21 protein-coding genes and 1 riboswitch are annotated in these 18,350 nt (G+C 56.3%); of the genes, 8 read left to right on the top strand and 13 right to left on the bottom strand.

Features of this window, described 5'->3' with window-relative positions; all coding sequences use genetic code 11:
* Position 1 precedes the first annotated feature (1 nt).
* On the top strand, positions 2–286 hold the full coding sequence (gene qoxD / locus V3851_RS10880) for a cytochrome aa3 quinol oxidase subunit IV (protein WP_331846708.1): 285 nt from the start codon (positions 2–4) through the stop codon (positions 284–286).
* An 85-nt stretch (positions 287–371) separates the two neighbouring features.
* Here the strand turns inward: qoxD and V3851_RS10875 are convergent, their stop codons facing one another.
* A complete protein-coding gene (locus V3851_RS10875; RefSeq protein WP_331846552.1) occupies positions 372–1,298 on the bottom strand; it encodes a hypothetical protein in 927 nt (308 codons plus the stop codon).
* 275 nt (positions 1,299–1,573) lie between these two features.
* On the opposite strand from V3851_RS10875, the gene V3851_RS10870 reads away from it, so the two are divergent.
* The 3 genes from V3851_RS10870 (at position 1,574) to V3851_RS10860 (ending at position 4,484) form a co-directional block, all read left to right on the top strand.
* Positions 1,574–1,897, top strand: a complete 324-nt coding sequence (locus V3851_RS10870; RefSeq protein ID WP_331846707.1) for a metal-sensitive transcriptional regulator — start codon at positions 1,574–1,576, stop codon at positions 1,895–1,897.
* Positions 1,898–1,927: 30 nt separating this feature from the next.
* Positions 1,928–2,128: a copper chaperone CopZ gene (copZ, locus tag V3851_RS10865; RefSeq protein WP_331846551.1), complete on the top strand. Its 201-nt coding sequence runs from the start codon at positions 1,928–1,930 to the stop codon at positions 2,126–2,128.
* A 124-nt stretch (positions 2,129–2,252) separates the two neighbouring features.
* Positions 2,253–4,484 (top strand): heavy metal translocating P-type ATPase, encoded by a 2,232-nt coding sequence (locus V3851_RS10860; RefSeq protein WP_331846550.1) that lies wholly within the window; start codon positions 2,253–2,255, stop codon positions 4,482–4,484.
* 267 nt (positions 4,485–4,751) lie between these two features.
* On the opposite strand, the gene V3851_RS10855 is transcribed toward V3851_RS10860, so the two are convergent.
* From V3851_RS10855 to V3851_RS10835, 5 genes are all read right to left on the bottom strand, one after another.
* Positions 4,752–5,351 (bottom strand): hypothetical protein, encoded by a 600-nt coding sequence (locus V3851_RS10855; protein ID WP_331846549.1) that lies wholly within the window; start codon positions 5,349–5,351, stop codon positions 4,752–4,754.
* Positions 5,338–5,535: a type II toxin-antitoxin system antitoxin gene (locus tag V3851_RS10850; RefSeq protein WP_331846548.1), complete on the bottom strand. Its 198-nt coding sequence runs from the start codon at positions 5,533–5,535 to the stop codon at positions 5,338–5,340. Before V3851_RS10850 ends, V3851_RS10855 begins: the two co-directional genes overlap by 14 nt.
* A gap of 17 nt (positions 5,536–5,552) precedes the next feature.
* Entirely contained in the window at positions 5,553–6,404 is an 852-nt protein-coding gene (locus V3851_RS10845) for an SPFH domain-containing protein (protein WP_331846706.1), read from the bottom strand.
* A 171-nt stretch (positions 6,405–6,575) separates the two neighbouring features.
* On the bottom strand, positions 6,576–7,133 hold the full coding sequence (locus V3851_RS10840; protein WP_331846547.1) for a peptide ABC transporter substrate-binding protein: 558 nt from the start codon (positions 7,131–7,133) through the stop codon (positions 6,576–6,578).
* 97 nt (positions 7,134–7,230) lie between these two features.
* Entirely contained in the window at positions 7,231–8,676 is a 1,446-nt protein-coding gene (locus V3851_RS10835) for an aminotransferase-like domain-containing protein (RefSeq protein ID WP_331846546.1), read from the bottom strand.
* Between the two features lie 183 nt (positions 8,677–8,859).
* Here V3851_RS10835 and V3851_RS10830 point away from each other — a divergent pair, with 183 nt between their 5' ends.
* Positions 8,860–9,471 (top strand): LysE/ArgO family amino acid transporter, encoded by a 612-nt coding sequence (locus tag V3851_RS10830; protein ID WP_331846545.1) that lies wholly within the window; start codon positions 8,860–8,862, stop codon positions 9,469–9,471.
* Positions 9,472–9,562: 91 nt separating this feature from the next.
* Positions 9,563–10,306: an oxygen-insensitive NADPH nitroreductase gene (nfsA, locus tag V3851_RS10825; RefSeq protein WP_331846544.1), complete on the top strand. Its 744-nt coding sequence runs from the start codon at positions 9,563–9,565 to the stop codon at positions 10,304–10,306.
* Here nfsA and V3851_RS10820 read toward each other — a convergent pair.
* The 3 genes from V3851_RS10820 to V3851_RS10810 form a co-directional block, all read right to left on the bottom strand.
* Positions 10,295–11,566: an MFS transporter gene (locus tag V3851_RS10820; protein WP_331846543.1), complete on the bottom strand. Its 1,272-nt coding sequence runs from the start codon at positions 11,564–11,566 to the stop codon at positions 10,295–10,297. The two genes, nfsA and V3851_RS10820, sit on opposite strands and share 12 nt — an antisense overlap.
* 166 nt (positions 11,567–11,732) lie before the next feature.
* A complete protein-coding gene (locus tag V3851_RS10815) occupies positions 11,733–12,320 on the bottom strand; it encodes a DUF2087 domain-containing protein (RefSeq protein WP_331846542.1) in 588 nt (195 codons plus the stop codon).
* Between the two features lie 471 nt (positions 12,321–12,791).
* Positions 12,792–13,598, bottom strand: coding sequence for a TatD family hydrolase (locus V3851_RS10810; protein WP_331846541.1), 807 nt, complete (start codon positions 13,596–13,598; stop codon positions 12,792–12,794).
* Positions 13,599–13,821: 223 nt separating this feature from the next.
* On the opposite strand from V3851_RS10810, the gene V3851_RS10805 reads away from it, so the two are divergent.
* Positions 13,822–14,436: an HD-GYP domain-containing protein gene (locus V3851_RS10805; RefSeq protein ID WP_331846540.1), complete on the top strand. Its 615-nt coding sequence runs from the start codon at positions 13,822–13,824 to the stop codon at positions 14,434–14,436.
* Between the two features lie 54 nt (positions 14,437–14,490).
* Here V3851_RS10805 and V3851_RS10800 read toward each other — a convergent pair whose 3' ends face one another.
* The 4 genes from V3851_RS10800 to V3851_RS10785 are packed head-to-tail and all read right to left on the bottom strand — an operon-like array spanning position 14,491 to position 17,471.
* Entirely contained in the window at positions 14,491–15,318 is an 828-nt protein-coding gene (locus V3851_RS10800; RefSeq protein ID WP_331846539.1) for an ABC transporter ATP-binding protein, read from the bottom strand.
* Between the two features lie 2 nt (positions 15,319–15,320).
* A complete protein-coding gene (locus V3851_RS10795) occupies positions 15,321–16,106 on the bottom strand; it encodes an ABC transporter permease (protein WP_331846538.1) in 786 nt (261 codons plus the stop codon).
* Positions 16,103–16,396, bottom strand: a complete 294-nt coding sequence (locus V3851_RS10790; RefSeq protein ID WP_331846537.1) for an MTH1187 family thiamine-binding protein — start codon at positions 16,394–16,396, stop codon at positions 16,103–16,105. Before V3851_RS10790 ends, V3851_RS10795 begins: the two co-directional genes overlap by 4 nt.
* A 37-nt stretch (positions 16,397–16,433) precedes the next feature.
* On the bottom strand, positions 16,434–17,471 hold the full coding sequence (locus V3851_RS10785) for an ABC transporter substrate-binding protein (protein ID WP_331846536.1): 1,038 nt from the start codon (positions 17,469–17,471) through the stop codon (positions 16,434–16,436).
* 165 nt (positions 17,472–17,636) lie between these two features.
* Positions 17,637–17,747, bottom strand: a riboswitch (TPP riboswitch).
* A gap of 226 nt (positions 17,748–17,973) precedes the next feature.
* On the opposite strand from V3851_RS10785, the gene V3851_RS10780 reads away from it, so the two are divergent.
* Positions 17,974–18,183: a cold-shock protein gene (locus V3851_RS10780; protein ID WP_331846535.1), complete on the top strand. Its 210-nt coding sequence runs from the start codon at positions 17,974–17,976 to the stop codon at positions 18,181–18,183.
* The last annotated feature ends 167 nt before the right edge of the window (positions 18,184–18,350 follow it).

The raw sequence follows: 18,350 nt of genomic DNA, 5'->3' as shown, positions 1-18,350 counted from the left end.
GATGAAGAAACTGTTTCCGGTTAAACACGTCATGGGATATGTGTTCTCGCTTATCCTGTCCATTGTCGCACTGTCCGTAGTGTTCTGGGATATGCCTTTCGCCGTAGGCATGGTGATCCTTCTCGTTTGTGCGGCGATTCAGATGGGGGTCCAACTCATTCTGTTCATGCACATCGGCGAGGACGGCACCAAAGCGGCGCTTTATACGAATATTGGCTACGCCTTGTTCGTCGCTTTGGTTACCGTATTCGGTACGCTGTTCACGATGATCTGGGGATATCGATAATAAGAACGCTGTTTCAATATAAAGGTGTTTAAAATGAAACCGCGGTTCTCCTTACAAAAGGAGGGCCGCGGTTTTTTATTTAAACCTAAACAAATAACTGGCCCCAATACTCCGCCATGCGCCGGAACGTGTCCTCCGCTTTCCGGTTTACGAAGTCCGCGGCCCGCTCGGACGGTGTACCCTGCGGAAACGTACGGGTCATAAATTGAATCATGCGATTTCGGGCAGACTCAAGAGCGAGGGAGATATCGTCCGCGCCCGAAATGTTTGCGAAAATGCCGGTATAGTCCGCAATCAATCCGTCCACATCCTGTGCGGAATGTTGGAGGCCTCCCAGTTTGTTCGTAATCCCCAGTTCGCTGCTTGATCCCCCGTTGCCGATAAAGGGACTGGCAGACGATAGTTTGGCCCTCGCGGTGTAAAAAATTTCTTCCAGCGACTGATGGGTCAGAGCCGTTTTCGCATTATGGTCGACATATTGGCCGATCAGTTGGTCGAAGCCTGCCTGCAACTCTCCCGATAAATAGCTTTTGCTGAACAAGGCCAGCGCGGCGGATGAGGATGCGAATTCGACCTGGGCTTCATAAGAGTTCAACTGCTCTTCCACGCCGCTATAGATGTTGATTCCGGGTTCTGTTAGGCTTAACCCGTCAAGACCGTCGGTAATCCGTTTCAACAAAGTCTCGACCCGGTTCGTTTCATCATCGCTCATCCCGTCAAAATAATGGTTGTCGGCCAAGTATTGGCTGAATACGAGCCACTGATCTTTCGGTTTGAAGGAGAAAATATCGGCAGGATCGAAATTTTGTTTATTAAGGCTGCTGGCATACAGATCTTCGACAACGCCTTTAAACTCGACCAATTCGCCGGAAAACGTCAATTTCACCGTTTCTCCGTTGTGGGAAACTTCGATCTCCCTGCCGGACAGAGTCTCCGCGTGCTCCCGCCAGTTCGGAGCTTCTTTCCTATAGCGTGCCGCCAGAGCCCCTTGATAGGACATATCAACTTTCATGGGGGAAATCCTCCTCTTGCTTGAATGCTGCATCACCGGTCAGTATATTCTAACGGTTATATCGGAAAGTTGTTTGCCCGGGTTTACATTTCTACAAAAATTTAGGGAGCTAGAAATCCTTTTGCAATTTTTTTAACCTGAACCCCTTTACATACCCCGTGGGGGTATATTATAATGACAATGTAACAAAGATCTTTAAGTTTGAGGCGCCGACCAAAGGCGATGGAGAAGGAGGGGAATATAAGCGAATGGCAGCTGAACTTGACCCTGCGAAAATGGATCACGGAGCGGCGGATCATTGCGGCGATTCCGGCAGCGTGGAAAGACACAGTCATCATTCGGAAGCGGTCAAGGGCAATTTAACCAGCCGCCTGAACCGGATCGAGGGGCAAATACGCGGAATCAAGGCAATGATCGAGAAGGATACCTATTGCGATGATGTGCTGAATCAGATAGCGGCGGTTCAATCCGCTTTGAATAGCGTCGGCAAGCTGCTTCTGGAAGGCCATATGAAGAGCTGTGTGATCGAGCGCATTCAGGCCGGAGAGATGGAAGTCGTCGACGAACTGCTGGTTACCGTCAAGAAGTTAATGAAATAATAAAAATAACTTTTCGGGAGGATTTATTTTATGACTAACATTACATTGCAAGTGGAAGGCATGTCGTGCAATCATTGCGTCAAAGCGGTTGAAGGTGCGGTAAAAGAAATCGGAGCTTCCGCCAAAGTGGATCTGGCGTCCAAGAGCGTGGCCGTTTCCTACGACGAAAGCAAGTTGACCGTGGAGGCTATTAAGGAAGCGATCGAAGAACAAGGATACGATGTAGTTTAAGGAAGCCGAAGTAACACTTGAACGACGCGGTTACCCGTGTGACAGATTATTTTCTGTCGTCCGAAATATACCCCGGCAGGGTATTTCGGGCGGGCTGCCGTGAAGGAAGGAGAGAAGAAATGCGATGGAAAAAGCATTATCCGCCTCAAACGATCAGTCGTCGGCGACGCTTCAAATCACCGGCATGACTTGTGCGGCCTGCGCCGCGCGGATTGAAAAGGGCTTAAACCGGCTGCAAGGGGTGGAGCAGGCCAACGTCAATCTGGCGCTGGAAACGGCCCAAGTTACATTTGAACCGGAGGAGGTTTCGCTGGACGATATTATCGGCAAAGTGAGCCAACTGGGGTACGGCGCGGCGTTGAAGCGCTCCGAAGAGGAAGCCGAGGACATGAAGGCCAAAGAAATCCGGCGGCAAAGAACCAAGCTGATCGTCTCGGCGATTCTTTCTTTCCCGCTCTTGTGGGCGATGGCCGGACATTTCTCCTTCACCTCGTGGATCTGGACGCCGGAGCTGTTCATGAACCCGTGGTTCCAGCTGGTGCTGGCGACACCGGTGCAATTCGTCATCGGGCGCGGCTTCTATGTGGGAGCTTACAAAGCGCTGCGCAACGGCAGCGCCAATATGGACGTATTGGTGGCGCTCGGCACCTCGGCGGCGTATTTTTACAGCCTGTATCTCAGTCTGAATTCGCTGGGAATGCCCCATGGGCATACCCCCCAGCTGTATTATGAAACGAGTTCGATCCTGATCACGCTGATTCTGCTCGGCAAATGGTTTGAAGCATTGGCCAAAGGCCGTTCCTCTCAGGCGATCAAAACGCTGATGGGGCTTCAGGCCAAAACGGCGCTCGTCCTAAAAGACGGGGTAGAGACCGTCGTGCCGATTGAGCATGTGGTGCCGGGCGATCTCCTGATCGTGAAGCCCGGCGAGAAGATTCCAGTCGACGGCGAAGTGGTCTTCGGCGTATCCGCCGTCGACGAGTCGATGCTGACCGGGGAGAGCATCCCGGTCGAGAAGAAGGAAGGCGACGCGGTGATCGGCGCGACGGTCAACAAGAACGGCGCGCTCCGCATCCGGGCGACCAAGGTCGGCTCGGAAACGGCCTTGGCCCAAATTATCCGCGTCGTCGAAGAGGCGCAGGGCTCGAAGGCGCCGATTCAGCGGGTGGCGGACGTCATCTCCGGCATCTTTGTGCCGATCGTCGTCGGTATCGCGTTGGTGACGTTCCTGATCTGGTTCTTCCTCGCCCAGCCGGGGGACTTCCCGGCCGCGCTGGAGAAAGCGATCGCCGTGCTCGTGATCGCTTGCCCTTGCGCGCTTGGGCTGGCGACGCCGACCTCGATCATGGCCGGTTCCGGCCGGGCGGCCGAATACGGCATCCTGTTCAAGGGCGGTGAGCATCTGGAGAGCGCCCAGGCGCTGGATACGATCGTGCTCGACAAGACCGGCACGATCACCCGCGGGCAGCCTGAGCTGAACGAAATCGTTCCGGCCGCAGGCTGGAACGGGGAGGAGCTGCTGCGCCTCGCCGGCGGCGCCGAGCGCAGCTCGGAGCATCCGCTGGCGGAAGCGGTGGTGGCCGGGGCCCGGGAACGGGGCCTCGACCTGCCGGAAGCTTCCGCCTTCGAGGCGGTGCCGGGCCACGGTATCGCCGCCGTGGTCGACGGCCGCCGCGTGCTGGCCGGAACGCGCCGTCTGATGGCGCGGGAGGGCGTCGACGCGACCGCCGCGCTGTCCGCGATGACGGCGATGGAGGAAGCGGGCAAGACCGTGCTGCTGATCGCCGTGGACGGCGCTTACGCCGGCATGCTCGCCGTCAGCGACACGGTGAAGGACACGTCGAAGGCGGCGGTTGCCCGGCTCAAGGAGCTCGGCCTCAAGGTCGTCATGATTACCGGCGACAATGAGCGGACGGCCAAGGCGATCGCCGCGGAAGTCGGCATCGGCGAAGTGCTGGCGGAAGTGCTGCCGGAAGGCAAAGCGGCCGAGGTGAAGAAGCTCCAGGAGAGCGGACGCAAAGTCGCTATGGTCGGCGACGGGATCAACGACGCCCCGGCGCTGGCGGTCGCTGACGTCGGGATCGCGATCGGCACCGGCACGGACGTGGCGATGGAGGCTGCGGACGTTACGCTGATGCGCGGCGATCTGAGCGGGGTGGCGGACGCCATTCAGATGAGCAAGCGCACGATGGGCAACATCAAGCAGAACCTGTTCTGGGCGCTGGCCTACAACACGATCGGCATCCCGATTGCGGCGCTGGGCTTCCTAGCCCCTTGGCTCGCCGGAGCGGCGATGGCGCTCAGCTCGGTATCCGTTGTGCTCAACGCACTCCGGCTGCAGCGAGTCAAGCTATAGCACAGACTTCGGCTACAAGCCTATCAACGAAATAGCGCCCCTTTGGGCCTCTATTTCCTGCTGAGAAATGTTTTTCGCGGAAATAGCGGCCTTCCGGGGCGTTATTTTCGTAGAAAAACGGCAAAACGCCGGGTTTTGGCGGGATTGAGAGACAATAGCGGTCTTTTTGACCGCTATTCAACTAAAATGATGCGATTTCGTGAAAATAGCGCCCTTTTGGGGCGCTATTTTTGTGGTTCTTTTTTGTGTTTCAGCAACGGATCTTAATTATCTGATTTTTTCGCGGATAAATCCCTGCTCGTGCAGTGCGGTGATGAATTGCTTCATGAGCTCGACGCCCTGATGGAGCAGCTTCGCATCCGGCGTTTTGCTCGTTTCGGACAGGCTCAGCACCGCGTTATGCCCTTTGGCCGCATGCCTGATCTGCACGGCGGGATGGGCCTCCAACGACTCGTGCAGCCCTTCCTGTTTCAGAATGGAGCGAAGCAGGCTAGGATGGGACGCCTTGGCATGGTACGCTTTATTCATGGCCGAATTGGGCATCGTCACGGGGCGCAGGTTCCGGCGAAACGGCAGAACCAGCGGATATTTCGTCCGGCGCAGATGGAACTCCAGCCTACGACGGGGAGAATAAACATATTTCATGCCGATCGTGAGCCGGTGGGACGAATCTCCGCTGTCTTTTACGGTGACGAAGATGTCGCCCCATCCTTGTTTCAGTGCGATCCGGACATACTGGCCCTTATAAACCCAGCCTTTGAACGAAGCGGGAACATAGATTCCCCCATAGGCTTGCGCATATTCCTGCAGCAGCGCCGTCGATTTCGCTACCCACCATGGTTTGCGCGTCTTCTTAGTCGTCTGCATCGCTCTTCTCCTCCTTGCGGACGGCTCCCCGCGGCCCGGGAAGACGCCCTTCTCTCCGCAAAGCCTCCCGCAGCAGATATTCGATATGACCATTCACGCTTCGGAATTCGTCAGCCGCCCAGCGCTCCAAAGCTTCGTAGATCAGCGGGTCCAGGCGTAGGGGAAAGCTCTTCTTGCCGGCCATCGTGAATGGCTCCCTTATTAATACAACGTGCTCGTATTGATGACCGGCTGGGCGGAACGGTCGGCTACGACGGCAACGAGCAGATTGTTGATCATGGCGGCTTTGCGTTCATCGTCAAGTTCGACCACATTGTCGTTTTGCAGGCGGGCGATCGCCATTTGCACCATCGTGACGGCGCCGTCGACAATCTTCTCGCGGGCGGCGATGATTGCTTCGGCCTGCTGGCGCTGCAGCATGGCGCTGGCGATTTCCGTCGAATAGGCGAGATGGGTGAGCCGTGATTCGATCACTTTAACCCCGGCGATGGCCAGACGGTTTTGCAATTCGTCCGTGAGCTCCAGAGCGATTTCTTCGGTATTGGCGCGGAGCGAGAAACCGTCGGTGTCCGGCTGATCATAAGGATATTTGCTGGCCACATGGCGCAGCGCGGTTTCGCTTTGAATCTCCACGAAGGTTTCGTACTCGTCGACCTCGAACAGCGCTTTGGCCGAATCGACCACGGAGAACACGATGACGGCCGCGATCTCGATCGGATTGCCGTTCACGTCATTCACTTTCAGCTTCGCGCTGTTGAAGTTGCGGACGCGCAGCGACACTTTTTTATGGCTGGAAAACGGTACGGTCAGGTAAAAGCCGCTTTTACGAATGACGCCGAGATAGCGGCCGAAAAAAGTCACGACATTCGCTTGGTTCGGCTGCACGATCGTCAAACCGGTAAGCAGCGCGAGAGCAACAAGAACGGCGACGATACCGGATACAAGCGGAACGGTGTCACCGCGCGTAATCAGGTATACCCCGGCGCCCCCGATTGCCACAATAAACAGCAGGGCGATAAACCCGTTCAGATAGGACAGTTCCTTCTCTTTCATCATCATCGGACACTCCTTCGGTTAGTAAATATTAATTTGATATTTTCATGATATCACTTTTGCAATAAATTGTAAATCACTAACTAAAAAAATAGACTGTCTCGTGCCATAACCCATGTCAATCGGCGATCGGGACAGTCTTAAAGAACTTATTATTTTTGGTTTTTGCTATTAGCTGATCCAGGTCATCCCGGAATCGGTGACGCTCCAAGCCTTATCCTTTAGCTTCAGGGTGATTTTGGCTCCGACCGCTCCGGTACCGGAACGGTACTTCGAGCCCTCGATCACCGCGCTATCCCGGCCGATGTCGGCTTTCTCGATCCGCAGCATCACTCCCTCGAGCACCAGGATTTCCTTAAAATGCTCTTCTTCCTCTTTGAGCCGGTCAAATGTGGTATCCCTGACTTCGACCCCGTGGGAACCGAGCGAATCCAAAATATACGCCTTATCCTCGTCCGTCAGCTGAGTCAGCGGGCTGAGGTCGATCGCGATATATTTCATGCCGTCGTTCAGAGCTTCATCCATGTTAAACAAAGTTTGAAACACGAGGCTGTACAGTTGCCCGGCGCTTCCGTCCATATCCTCGCTTCCGGTCTGTCCGGGGCCGGTCGTTCCCGTGGTTTGACCGGGTTCGGGCGGGGCCGCCGCTCCGGGATCTTTATCTTGTCCGCAAGCGGTCAGCAGCAGGAACAGGGATAATAAACAAGCGGCCAATTTAACGGTTTTCATGTGAATCGAATCCCCCTTTTTGTAACATAGACGTTGTCAAAAAGGAATTGGTTGCCAAGTTAATCTAAGCCGGCGAAAAATCCTTGATCCATAAACGCTACAACGAGGCGACGATCTCGGCCAGGCGCGCGATCCCCGGCTCCAGCTCGGCCAGAGGGGCATAGGAATAGGAAAGCCTGATCCGGTCGCCGGCCTCCCGGTCGTACAAATGCCCGGGATTGATCAGGATCCCTTGCTTTAACGCGGCATCGAACAGCCTTCTTGGCGCGGCCGCTTGCTTTAGCTTGAGCCAGATATAGAAGCCTCCCCCGGGAACGCTCCATTCCGCCAGGCCGCGAAAATGCTTGTCCAGCGCCTTCAGCGCCGCCTGCCTCCGTATGCGGAGCGCGTCCCGCAGCTCGTTCATATGCTCGTCGTACATTCCGCTCCCCAGCCATTCGGCGGCGATCCATTGCGAAAAGGCGCTTGAGCCGTAATCGCTTTGCATCTTGATGTCGGCCAAGCGCTCGATAACCGGCTGCGGGCCGGTAACCCAGCCGATGCGCAGTCCCGGGCTCAGCGTCTTCGACAGACTGCCGACGTACAGCACGCTGCCGCTTGCGTCCCGGGCTTTCAGCGGCGCAGGGGGCGGCTCGTCCAGCCATAAATCGCGGTACACGTCGTCTTCCAGGATCGGCAGCCCGGCGTTCCGGCAAGCCTCCAGCAGCCGTGCCCGGCGCTCCTCGCTCATGACGGTGCCGGTCGGATTATGGAAGGTCGGGATGGTGTACAGCAGCGCGCCCCCGTATTGCTTGGCATACGGGACGACCAGCTCGGACCTGAGACCTTCCTCGTCCATGGGCACGCCCTGCAGCTTCATTTCGGCCGATTGGAACACCGGCACGGAATAAAGATAGGAAGGGCGCTCCAGCAGAATGGACGATCCGCGCGGCAGCAGGCCGACCGAGATCAGCTGCAGTGCCTGCAGGGCGCCGGAGACGATCAGGATCGAGGCGGGCGAGGCCGCGATCCCGATCCGGCGCAGCCGGTCGGCAACGGCTTCGCGGAGCGCGAGGTCGCCGTTCGGTTCGCCGTAGCCGAGCTCGGGCATGCTCACCGCCATCCGGGCGAGCAGCCGGCTCATGCCGGAGTGCGGCAGCAGCTCCGGCGACAGCTCGCCCGTGCCGAGCCGAAGGATACCGGGGGCGAATTCCGACCGGTTGATCTCCTGCACCGCCGGCAGGTTGGGCCGGTGAATCCCCGCGTTCACGTAGGCGCTCCAGTCGGGCGGCGGGGCGGCGGCAAGCGCGCCCCATGTGAGGTTCACGACGCGGGTGCCGCCGCCGCGGTCGCCTTCGATCATCCCGGCGGCCGTCAGCTCGTCCATCGCCGCGACGACCGTGCTGCGGTTGACGCCGAAGCTCCTCGCCAGCTCGCGTTGGGAAGGCAGGCGGGTGCCGACCGGCCATTCGCCGCCGAAGATTTTGTCCCGGATATACTCCGTAATCTGGGCATGCAGAGGAACGCCGGAACGGCGGTTCGGCTGCCAGGTCGGCTTTTCCATGATGGACTCCTCCTTGTCCCTCCTTGTTCGTTAAGCCAAACTTAATCATTCGGTCTATATGCTTTACAGGTTCTTCTTTAATTATATAATTTGGTTGGTTTTATATCCATCCAAATGGATGGAGCCAAGTCGGCCCGGCGGAGGTACAATGTCGTAAATAGAGAGAGGGGAGAATAATACAAAATGCTGGGTGCCTTTATACATGGATTCGTGCTTGCTTTCGGGCTGATTTTGCCGCTCGGGGTACAAAATGTGTTTGTCTTCAACCAAGGCGCCGCCGGGGGGAAATGGACCCGGTCGCTGCCGGCCGTGATTACCGCGGCGCTATGCGATACGCTGCTGATCATTCTTGCGGTGCTGGGCGTATCGGTAATCATGTTTAAGCTGGAGTGGCTGAGGACGTTGCTTTTTATCGCGGGGGCTTGCTTCATGATATATATGGGCTGGACCATTTGGAGAAGCGCGCCCGCCGAAGCGAATGCCGGCCCGGCGGGACTTCCCGCCAAAAGGCAGGCAATGTTCGCGATGTCGGTATCCTTGCTCAATCCTCAAGCCATTATCGATATTGTCGGGGTGATCGGTGCCAGCTCGCTGAATTACGAGGGAAGCCTGAAAACGTCCTTCGCCTTGGCGGCGATATTGGTGTCCTGGCTCTGGTTCGCCGGCTTGTCGTTGGCCGGACGGACCGTCGGGAAGATGAACCGCGGCGGGGCGCTGATGAAGGCGCTGAACCGGGTCTCGGCGCTGATCGTCTGGGGGATGGCCGTCTATTTGCTGCTGAACGGGATCGCTTGAGGGTAGATACCCTGAAGGGGAGGCAGCCTTGCGTCGAGAAAATGAAAGTTTCATAATGGGAATAGAAATTTATAAGTCTGGAGTGAGTGTCATGAACGATGTTATCAATCAGCTTAAGAATCATCGCTCTATTCGCAAATACAGCAGCCGCCCGGTTTCCCGGGAGCAGGTGGAAGAGATCGTCGCGGCCGCTCAGGCGGCCTCCAGCTCAAGCAATGTACAGGCCTACAGCGTAATCGCCGTAACGGAGCAAGCCCGGAAGGACAAGCTGGCGGAGCTGTGCGGCAACCAGGCCTATATCTCGGAATGCCCGGTGTTTCTGGTCTGGTGCGGCGATCTGACGCGGCTGAAATCAGCGGCGGAACGGCATTTGCCGGACCGTGAGACCTTCGAGGAGTCGACCGAAAGCTTTATCATCGCGACGGTCGACGCGGCGCTGGCGGCACAGAATGCGGCGGTCGCCGCCGAATCGCTCGGGCTCGGTATCGTCTACATCGGCGGAATCCGTAATCGCAGCGGGGAAGTCGCCGACCTGCTCGGACTACCGGAGCTCGCGTATCCGGTATTCGGCATGTGCCTCGGCTATCCGGATCAGGAGCCAGGCCTGCGCCCGCGGCTGCCGCAGGAATCGGTGCTGCATTGGAACAGGTATGACCGCGAGCGCTCGGAACAAGGCGTCGAGAAATACGACGAGGTCATGGTCGAGTATTTGCGGAAGCGGACCGGCGGGGCGAAGGATACGGCTTGGTCCGTGCTGATGGCGGAAAAGCTGGCCCAGCCCGCCCGGCTTCACATGCGGGAGTTTCTGCAAAAGCGCGGATTCCTATTGAAGTGATTTCCTGCGGCCGTCGGCGGAGCTATCGTTATAGCGATGGCGGGATTTGCCGTAAACGGCCGCGAATCCCGCTCCCAGCACGGAAAGCAGCAGGCCCCCGGCCAGGCCCAGCGTCCGCGGCGATACCGCCTCAAGCGCAAAACCGCCGAGAAACATCGCGGTCCCCATGACCGTGTTTTGCATCGCGGCCAGCATCCCCATAAATCTGCCCCGCAGCCGGTCGGGTACCGTAGCCATCAGAATTGTCTGATTGCAGGCGTTGCCGACGCTTCCGCAAACGGCCGCTCCAACCAGCAGCGGCACAAGCAGTATAAACGATCCGCTCTGACTGATGATGGTATGAAGAATCCCTTCGGCAAGAAGCGTAAGGATGGCGGCGATCTTAATATGGCGGGCGAATTTGCCCGTAAGTCCCGAGCCCGCGACCATCCCAGCTCCCAAAGCCCCGTACACGATTCCGATCCCCAAATCGCCCGTCATGAACACTTCCGTCGCATAAACGCTGAGCAAAATATTAAAGATTCCGTCTCCGATCGGCCATACGGCGAAAATAACCAGCATCAGCCGGAGAAAAGGAGCACCCGTCAGCAGTTCGCGGAATTCCCGCCTGTTTTCGATTCGAGTCCCCGTATCCATACCCGTATCCATATCACTATCCGAGCGTTTTAGGCCTCTCCGCGGTCTGTCCATTTTCGGCAACCCGCTCAGAATCAGAGCGGTAACAAGGAACGACAAGGCATTGAGTATGAAGCTGGCTTCTACGCCAAGCCATACCGATACAAACCCGCCCGTTACGGATCCGCAGATCAGCACAATCCCGGTCAGGACTTCTTCCAGGCTGTTGATCTGCAGCAAATTTTCCTTGCGGACAAGCCGGGGGATGGACGACATTCGAGCGGGCGCGTACAGCGCTTCGCCGGCGGCCAATAGAAAAGAACCGGCATAAATGATCCATACGTCGCCGGCCTCGCGGACAAGCAGGGGAGATAAAGCGAATACGGCCCGGGCCAGGTCTGTGGCGATCATGATATGCTTCTTTGACATCCGGTCGGCAAGCGCGCCTCCCAAGGGACCGAAGACAAGGAAAGGAATGAGGCGGACGGCAAAATTGATCCCGACGGCAAAACCGGAGCCGGTAAGCGTCAGCAGCAGACCGAGCACGGCAACCTGGCTGAAGCGGTCCCCCAGACCGTTGACGATGCCCGCCGCAAACAGCCTGGTGTAGTTTTTTTCTTGCCTAAGCATCGATCTGTGATTCATAGGTTGCGATTCTCCTTGTTGACGGACCATATAAGCCGTTCATCTAATTTTATAATTATCTAATTAGTTGGGCCTAAAAGGGTCAGCCGCCGAAAGCCCATTATATCAACGGTCTCCATGCCGCTTGCCCATTAGTAGCAGGTCTGTACTCATGTTACGATTGCAATTACGGTTTAGCCCACATTTCCGGCGGGTTCAATTCGTATATCCCGTTTTCCCGGTACATGAAATGCTGCATAATAAATTCCCGGCGGATCGTAGCGAAATCCTCATGGTATTTTTTGATGTATTCGTTGATTTCCTTTTCGGTGTACTTTTTATGCGGATCAAGCCCACGCACAAGATGCTCGAGAACCATTACCTTTTTCTTGCGCTGGGCGGGCAGATGCTTGAGCATGCCGTCTTTGGTGAAAAAATTGCGGATGACCGCCATCTTTTCCAGCGCTTTCTCATTTTCCAGCTCCGTTGCGACTTCGGATTTGCCGCTTTCCCCGATTCTTAAAATGGCCTCAGCCTGCAAGGCCAAGCTCTTTTCGTTCAAGTAAAAATAAATCGTATTCTTGTCCCTGCGCTCGTATACGAGATCGGCTTCGCGCAGCTTGGCCATATGGTGGGTGATCGTGGGCGGCGAAACGCCCAATTTCCCGGCCAGCGCCTGCCCGTGAAGCGGGCCGCTCTTCAGTAGGGTGATGATGCGGATGCGGGTCACATCGCCGATGGTTTTGTGAAATTGGACGATTCGATCGAGCTGCATGCTTCGTTCCTCCCGATTCCATTCAACTAATTAGATGTACATCAAATTATTGCACGGGGAAAATGAGATGTCAATTGCCGAAGGCCAATACCAATGTAAAATTTTGACAAGTTGGTATATCTAACGAACTTGAGCATCGTTATCTTGTCGGAATTGACCAAGACGAAAAGCTAACGAATCTGAGCGTGCTTATTAGCCTGTATACGACGGATTATTCCTCAATTTATCGCAAATAAGCTTCTCCCAGTTCGTTAGCAGGAATATACCGCCCATTTCGGGCGGATAACGCTCTTGAGGTTCGTTAGCAAAACAGGGGTGGCATCATTGTGCCTCACGAAAAAGTCATATGCCTCGCGATGATGCCTCGCGATGATGCCTCGCGACGATGCCTCGCGATGTGCGAAGGAAAGATCGTCCTCCAAGAGATTCTCCCCAGAAGAGTCTCCAAGATTGTCCTCCGAGACCGCCGCCTCAGGTAGCAACGGTGTTCGTCAGTCCGTAGAAACGGCGGGTATTGTCCAGCAGGATGCCAAAGGCTTGCTCCAGCGGCAAGCCCTTCAGCTCCGCCCAGGCCGCGGCCACTTCCCGGACCATGCCGGGCTGGGTGTCCTGTCCCGCAAACGGCCCTTCGAACGGCCAGGGGCCGTCGGTCTCCGCCATGACCAGGTCCGCAGGATAATACCGGGCCAGGTCGATGATTTCCGGCTCGTACAACAGGTCGGGCGTGAACGAGACGAAATAGCCGCGCTCCGCCATCCGCCGTACGGTCCGCTGCGCCCCTTTGAACCAGTGGAAATGCGCACGGGCGATTCCGTGGCGCTCCAACAGATCGCAGGCGAGATCGGCATCCTCATAGACGGCATGGAGCACGACCGGTTTGTCGAGCTCTTTGGCGACCAGAAGCAGCTGTTCCAGCAAAGCGATATAAGGGCCGAGGTCAAAGGCCTCGCCTCGCTTTTCCGCCTCCGTCCGGTTGTAGTAAGGAAGTCCGATCTCGCCTACGGCGGCCATACGGTCCGCATGTGCCCTCATCCAGGCCAGCAGGTCATCCGTTTCCGCGGGTGAGGGGACCGGCTGCTCGGGATGGTAGCCGAAGGCGGGAATCACCAGCCCGGGATAACGCCCGGAGAGCGCCAGGTTTTGCCGGGAGGACTCCAGATGCATGGACACGGCGATCATTGCCTCCAGCTTATTGGCGGCGGCTTCCCGTATAATCCGCTCACGGATATTTTCATCATAGAGATCAAGATGAATATGCGCGTCGATGATAGGATGCATAGTAAAGCTCACTCCTCGCGTGAAATTTTGTCGATTTGCAAAATTTTTTTGAAAAATTTGTCACTTTATTTCTATGCAGGCCGATACTTTTGACCTATAATGTTAAATAAGTTGGGTGACAAATATACCAAAATTTACGTATGCATAATTCTGCATACATATAATTCGGACTGCGCGGCAGGGCCGCAAAGTCCCAAGTCAAGGCTTGAGGAGGCAGGGGCCGATGGTTGCACCGAGTATATACATTGAACAGCTTAATGTAGGCCAGAATCCGGATGCGTCAAAATGGCTAAAAGCGCTGTTAAACAAGCATCCGGAAATATATTATCATTCCTCAAGAGTCGCCATGCTGGCGGAGCATTTAGCCAAGGCGATGGGTTTGCCTGACAATCAGACCGGGAAAATGGTCAGAGGGTGTTTCCTGCACGATATCGGGAAAACGGCCATTCCCCGCGAGTTGATTACCCAGCGCGATGCTTTAAGCGGTGCCCAGTGGGAAATGATCAAGCAGCATCCGGTGATCGGGGCGGAAATGGCCGAGAGCAATCCGGGATTCGGACCGGAAATTGTAGAGGTTATCCGGCACCATCATGAACGGTGGGACGGCAGGGGATATCCCGACGGACTCAGCGGCGAAGCGATCCCGCTCGGAGCCCGGATCTGCGCGGTGGTGGATGCGTTCGATTCGATGACCTCGAACAAAATTTACCGCCGGAGAATCAGCCAGCGGGAAGCCAAGCTGGAGCTGGTCCGGCATTCGGGCACCCAGTTCGACCTGAATGTGGTTAACGCCCTGGTCAAGCTGCCCGACCAGACGCTGAATATTTATTCTTTGTAAGGTTCCGGATGTAACCGCTTAAAACAAAAGCCAATCAGCCAGGCGGATTCCCGCCTAGCGAATTGGCTTTTTGCGCTGTTCTTCTCTCATGATTTCGGCGATTTCGCGCTTGAGCGCAAGAAATTCCCCGTCTTCGGCAAGGCCTTCCCTCCGGGGGCGGGCAAACGGCACATCGACCCGGTGCAGGAGGGAAGCGGGCCGGCCCGAGAGCAAATAAACCGTATCCGACAGGATGAGCGCTTCATCGACGCTGTGCGTAATGAGGATGACCGACCGCCGGCTGTCTTCCCATATGTCGAGCAGCCAGCGCTGCATGTCGGCGCGCGTCAGTTCGTCTAGGGCGCTGAACGGCTCGTCGAGGCAAATCACTTCCTGCGGCGCGAGCAGCCCGCGCAGGAACGAGGCACGCTGCTGCATGCCGCCGGACAGCATGTGCGGGTACGATTTCTCGAACCCGCCGAGTCCGGCCCGGGTCAGCCAGCGGCGGGCCTCTTCGCGCGCGGCTTCATCCGCGCCGCCCGCGATTTCGCGCGCCAGCAGCACATTGTCCAGCGTGTTGCGCCAAGGGAACAGGGCCGGCTTCTGCGGCACGTAACTGATCAGGCCGCGCTGCCCGGTAACCTCCCGGCCGTCCATAAGCACGCTTCCCGCATCCGGGCGTAGCAGCCCTCCGATCACATGGAACAGCGTGCTCTTTCCGCAGCCGGACGGGCCGATAATGGATACGAATTTCCCGGCCGGTACGGTCAGCGAAATATCGTTCAGCACGGGAAGGCTGCGCCGGCGCTCGTGGAACGCGAGGCTGATTCCCCGGACTTCCAGCGCGGCGGTTGAAGAAGCGGCAGCGGATGACAAAGAGGAAGGGGATAATTCCGTATGCATGATTATGCTTCTCCTTTCTGCTTGTCGCGGTCCTGCGGGGCGTAGCGGACGAGCCATTTTTCCAGCAGAGCGATGAGCGCGAACATCGCCAGGCTGAGCGCGACGATGATGGCGATCGCGACGAAAATTTTGTCCGTACGGAAGGACGATTTCTGCAGCATCATATAGTAGCCGATCCCTTTATCCGCTCCGACCCATTCGGCGATAACCGCGCCCATGACGCTGTACGTGGCGGCGATTTTCACGCCGGAGAGAATGGACGGCAAGGCGTGCGGCACCTCCAGCTTGCGGAAGATTTGCCCCTTGGACGCCCCGGCCATCCGCATGTAATCGAACATGACGCGGTCCGTGCGGGCAAGCCCGTCCATTGCCGCCACCGCCACCGGGAAGAAGCAGACCAGCGTAATGACGATGATCTTGGGCAGAATGCCGAACCCGAACCAGATCATCAGCAGGGGAGCCAGCGCGATCGTAGGCACGTTTTGGCTGAGAATGAGCAAAGGATAGAGCGATGATTTCAGAAACGGCACATAATGCAGGGAGAAAGCGACCGCAAGGCCTACCGCCGTGCCGATGGCAAAGCCGAGCAGGATAAGCCGGAGCGTAGCCAGCGTATGCTCCCACAGGCCGGCGGCGCCGGCCGCCGCTTCCTTCGCGATATCGGCAGGGCTCGGAAGGATCCATTTGTCGATGTCGAACAGCAGGGTTGCCGCCTGCCAGATAATCAGAAACAAGATGACCGCCACGAGGGGCGGCCATATGCTGTTCCATAGGCGGGTCAGCTTCATGGACGGTATTTCTCGGTCAGCTTGTCCATGCTGACACCTTTCGGATTATAGGAGATTTTGATCTGCGAGATGATTCCGGTGCTGCCGAATTCCATCACCGCTTCATTCATTTCCTTGACGATCGCGAGCAGTTCTTCCAGGTCGCCTTCCATCGTCGTTTCCAGCGGGTTCACCTGATATTTGACCCCGGAAGCCTGGATCACTTCGATCGCCCGGTCGACATAAGGAATCACGTCCTCGCCGTTCGGGGTTTTCGGTATAATTTGAATGCTAAGAAGTGCGTTTGGCATCGTCATTCATCCTTTCGATAGATATCTACTTAACGAATCATTCGGGCAAAAATTCATTCGTAAACGCGCTGTCGGTATCCAGCGGCTTCTCGATCAAGTTCCGCTCGTACATCCAGTCGGAGTAATTCTGCCATACTTCGCGTTTCTGCTCGCCCCAGCGGGCGGCATCGTCGCGGTATTTCGGGCTGAGCCATTTCTGGCTGGCCACGACGAGGTCCTTGTCGAGATCGGGGACCGCCTTAAGCAGGATGTCCGCCGCTTCCTCCGGATGGTCGATCGCATATTCATACCCTTTGGAGGTTGCCCGCATGAAGGCTTTCACCAGCTCGGGATCGCTTGCGGCCGTTTTCTCGTTCGTGACGATCACCGGCGTATAATAGTCCAGTTTCTCCGAATAATCTTTGACATATTGCATGTCCAGCGGCTCGCCGCGCAGCTCGGCCTCGATGCCCGTCCAGGCGTAGAAGATCCAGGCGAAGTCGATGTCCCGCTTCACCGCCGTGAAATAATCGGCCTCGCCCATGTTGACGAACTTCACTTTATCGACATCGGCGCCGGCACCATCCATAATCGACTTCAGGATCGCTTCCTCCACAGGCGAGCCCCAGCCGCCGTAAGCTTTGCCTTCATAATCTTTGGGCGTCTTAATTCCGCGGTCCACAGGGGCGGCAAAGCCGGAGGTGTTATGCTGGATGACGGCCGCGATCGAGACGAGCGGGACGCCCTGGGTCCGGCCCTGGGTCACGCCTTCCTGATAGCTCACGCCGAAGGGGACTTCTCCGGAGGCGACCATGGCGTCGGCACCGCCGGAACCCGGCAGCATAATCTCCACGTTGAGGCCCTCCGCCTCGTAAAACCCTTGATCCTTGGCCACGTAAAGGCCGGTGTGATTCGTGTTGGGGCTCCAGTCGAGCACAACTTTCACATCGCGCAATGGCGCGGATTGCCCGCTGCCGGAAGACGAAGTATCGCCCGTTTCCGGCTTGGCGCCGCCGTTTTGACCGCAGGCGGCGAGGGCGGCCAGCAGCAGGACGGCGAGAAGCGCGGTCAGCGCTCGTTTGGCTTGCTTTTTCACAGAAATTCTCTCCTTAATGCGGCGCGGGTGCGCCTGACAATTTCCGCAGTTGTCCGTTCTTGGTGCTCCTGAAAATTCTGAAGTTTTTTGCGAGCGCCCCAGGGCATCCGGAAACAAAAAAAGCGCCCCGGATCGGGGCGCGTAGGTTCATGGCGAATAAAAAAAGTCCATGTCAAGCATTCTACCTACGCTGGCATTACCCAGATCAGGTTAAAGGGTCAGTATCTTGAGGGACACAATCTCAGCCGGCCGATTCCAGCTCCCCTGAACTATAAACTGCGGATTACAATTGCCATTATAGCCCCGAGCCCGAAATCTGTCCAGCCAAACGAGGGCGGGTTTGCGTTTTATTTTCCGGAAGAGTATAATATATACAGTTAATGATTGGAAGAAGGAATATTCACGTATTGAAAAGAGGGTCATTATTACATTGAAACTTTTTTCAATATGTGATTTTTTTTTGCAAAAATGGAGCATGTTAATCTTAAGACAGGAGGTAATCATGAACTACCGCAAAAAGACGATTGAAGAAATTCCCGAGGAGAACACACCGATTTGGTCCTGCGTCAACGAGGTTTGCAACGGATGGATGAGGGATAACTTTTCGTTCGATTACAATCCGGTATGTCCGCTGTGTTCCTCTGAAATGGTTAAGGGGATGAAGATGCTTCCGCAGCTTATCAACAACAACCCGATGAAGGCGGATCAATAACTTGCAGGCGCCGGATCGCCCTGCGGATGAATATGAAAACGAAGCCGAAGCTGCTCCTTTTGGGGCGGCTTTTTCGCATTGAAAGAGCCATTGCCGACAGTCAACGGAACGGTGAATAGATTAAATTTTAATTATCATGGCAAAAAGGATTGCATCACTTTATAAAA

This window comes from Paenibacillus haidiansis (genome assembly GCF_036553665.1).
Taxonomy (GTDB): Bacteria; Bacillota; Bacilli; order Paenibacillales; family Paenibacillaceae; genus Fontibacillus; species Fontibacillus haidiansis.
This window is presented reverse-complemented; position numbering and strand designations above follow the sequence as displayed.

What these genes read in the sequence shown, in the direction of transcription:
- qoxD (WP_331846708.1), top strand. Translation starts at nt 2, where the DNA reads ATGAAGAAACTGTTTCCGGTTAAACACGTCATGGGATATGTGTTCTCG.
- V3851_RS10875 (WP_331846552.1), bottom strand. Translation starts at nt 1,298, where the DNA reads ATGAAAGTTGATATGTCCTATCAAGGGGCTCTGGCGGCACGCTATAGG.
- V3851_RS10870 (WP_331846707.1), top strand. Translation starts at nt 1,574, where the DNA reads ATGGATCACGGAGCGGCGGATCATTGCGGCGATTCCGGCAGCGTGGAA.
- copZ (WP_331846551.1), top strand. Translation starts at nt 1,928, where the DNA reads ATGACTAACATTACATTGCAAGTGGAAGGCATGTCGTGCAATCATTGC.
- V3851_RS10860 (WP_331846550.1), top strand. Translation starts at nt 2,253, where the DNA reads ATGGAAAAAGCATTATCCGCCTCAAACGATCAGTCGTCGGCGACGCTT.
- V3851_RS10855 (WP_331846549.1), bottom strand. Translation starts at nt 5,351, where the DNA reads ATGCAGACGACTAAGAAGACGCGCAAACCATGGTGGGTAGCGAAATCG.
- V3851_RS10850 (WP_331846548.1), bottom strand. Translation starts at nt 5,535, where the DNA reads ATGGCCGGCAAGAAGAGCTTTCCCCTACGCCTGGACCCGCTGATCTAC.
- V3851_RS10845 (WP_331846706.1), bottom strand. Translation starts at nt 6,404, where the DNA reads ATGAAAGAGAAGGAACTGTCCTATCTGAACGGGTTTATCGCCCTGCTG.
- V3851_RS10840 (WP_331846547.1), bottom strand. Translation starts at nt 7,133, where the DNA reads ATGAAAACCGTTAAATTGGCCGCTTGTTTATTATCCCTGTTCCTGCTG.
- V3851_RS10835 (WP_331846546.1), bottom strand. Translation starts at nt 8,676, where the DNA reads ATGGAAAAGCCGACCTGGCAGCCGAACCGCCGTTCCGGCGTTCCTCTG.
- V3851_RS10830 (WP_331846545.1), top strand. Translation starts at nt 8,860, where the DNA reads ATGCTGGGTGCCTTTATACATGGATTCGTGCTTGCTTTCGGGCTGATT.
- nfsA (WP_331846544.1), top strand. Translation starts at nt 9,563, where the DNA reads ATGAACGATGTTATCAATCAGCTTAAGAATCATCGCTCTATTCGCAAA.
- V3851_RS10820 (WP_331846543.1), bottom strand. Translation starts at nt 11,566, where the DNA reads ATGAATCACAGATCGATGCTTAGGCAAGAAAAAAACTACACCAGGCTG.
- V3851_RS10815 (WP_331846542.1), bottom strand. Translation starts at nt 12,320, where the DNA reads ATGCAGCTCGATCGAATCGTCCAATTTCACAAAACCATCGGCGATGTG.
- V3851_RS10810 (WP_331846541.1), bottom strand. Translation starts at nt 13,598, where the DNA reads ATGCATCCTATCATCGACGCGCATATTCATCTTGATCTCTATGATGAA.
- V3851_RS10805 (WP_331846540.1), top strand. Translation starts at nt 13,822, where the DNA reads ATGGTTGCACCGAGTATATACATTGAACAGCTTAATGTAGGCCAGAAT.
- V3851_RS10800 (WP_331846539.1), bottom strand. Translation starts at nt 15,318, where the DNA reads ATGCATACGGAATTATCCCCTTCCTCTTTGTCATCCGCTGCCGCTTCT.
- V3851_RS10795 (WP_331846538.1), bottom strand. Translation starts at nt 16,106, where the DNA reads ATGAAGCTGACCCGCCTATGGAACAGCATATGGCCGCCCCTCGTGGCG.
- V3851_RS10790 (WP_331846537.1), bottom strand. Translation starts at nt 16,396, where the DNA reads ATGCCAAACGCACTTCTTAGCATTCAAATTATACCGAAAACCCCGAAC.
- V3851_RS10780 (WP_331846535.1), top strand. Translation starts at nt 17,974, where the DNA reads ATGAACTACCGCAAAAAGACGATTGAAGAAATTCCCGAGGAGAACACA.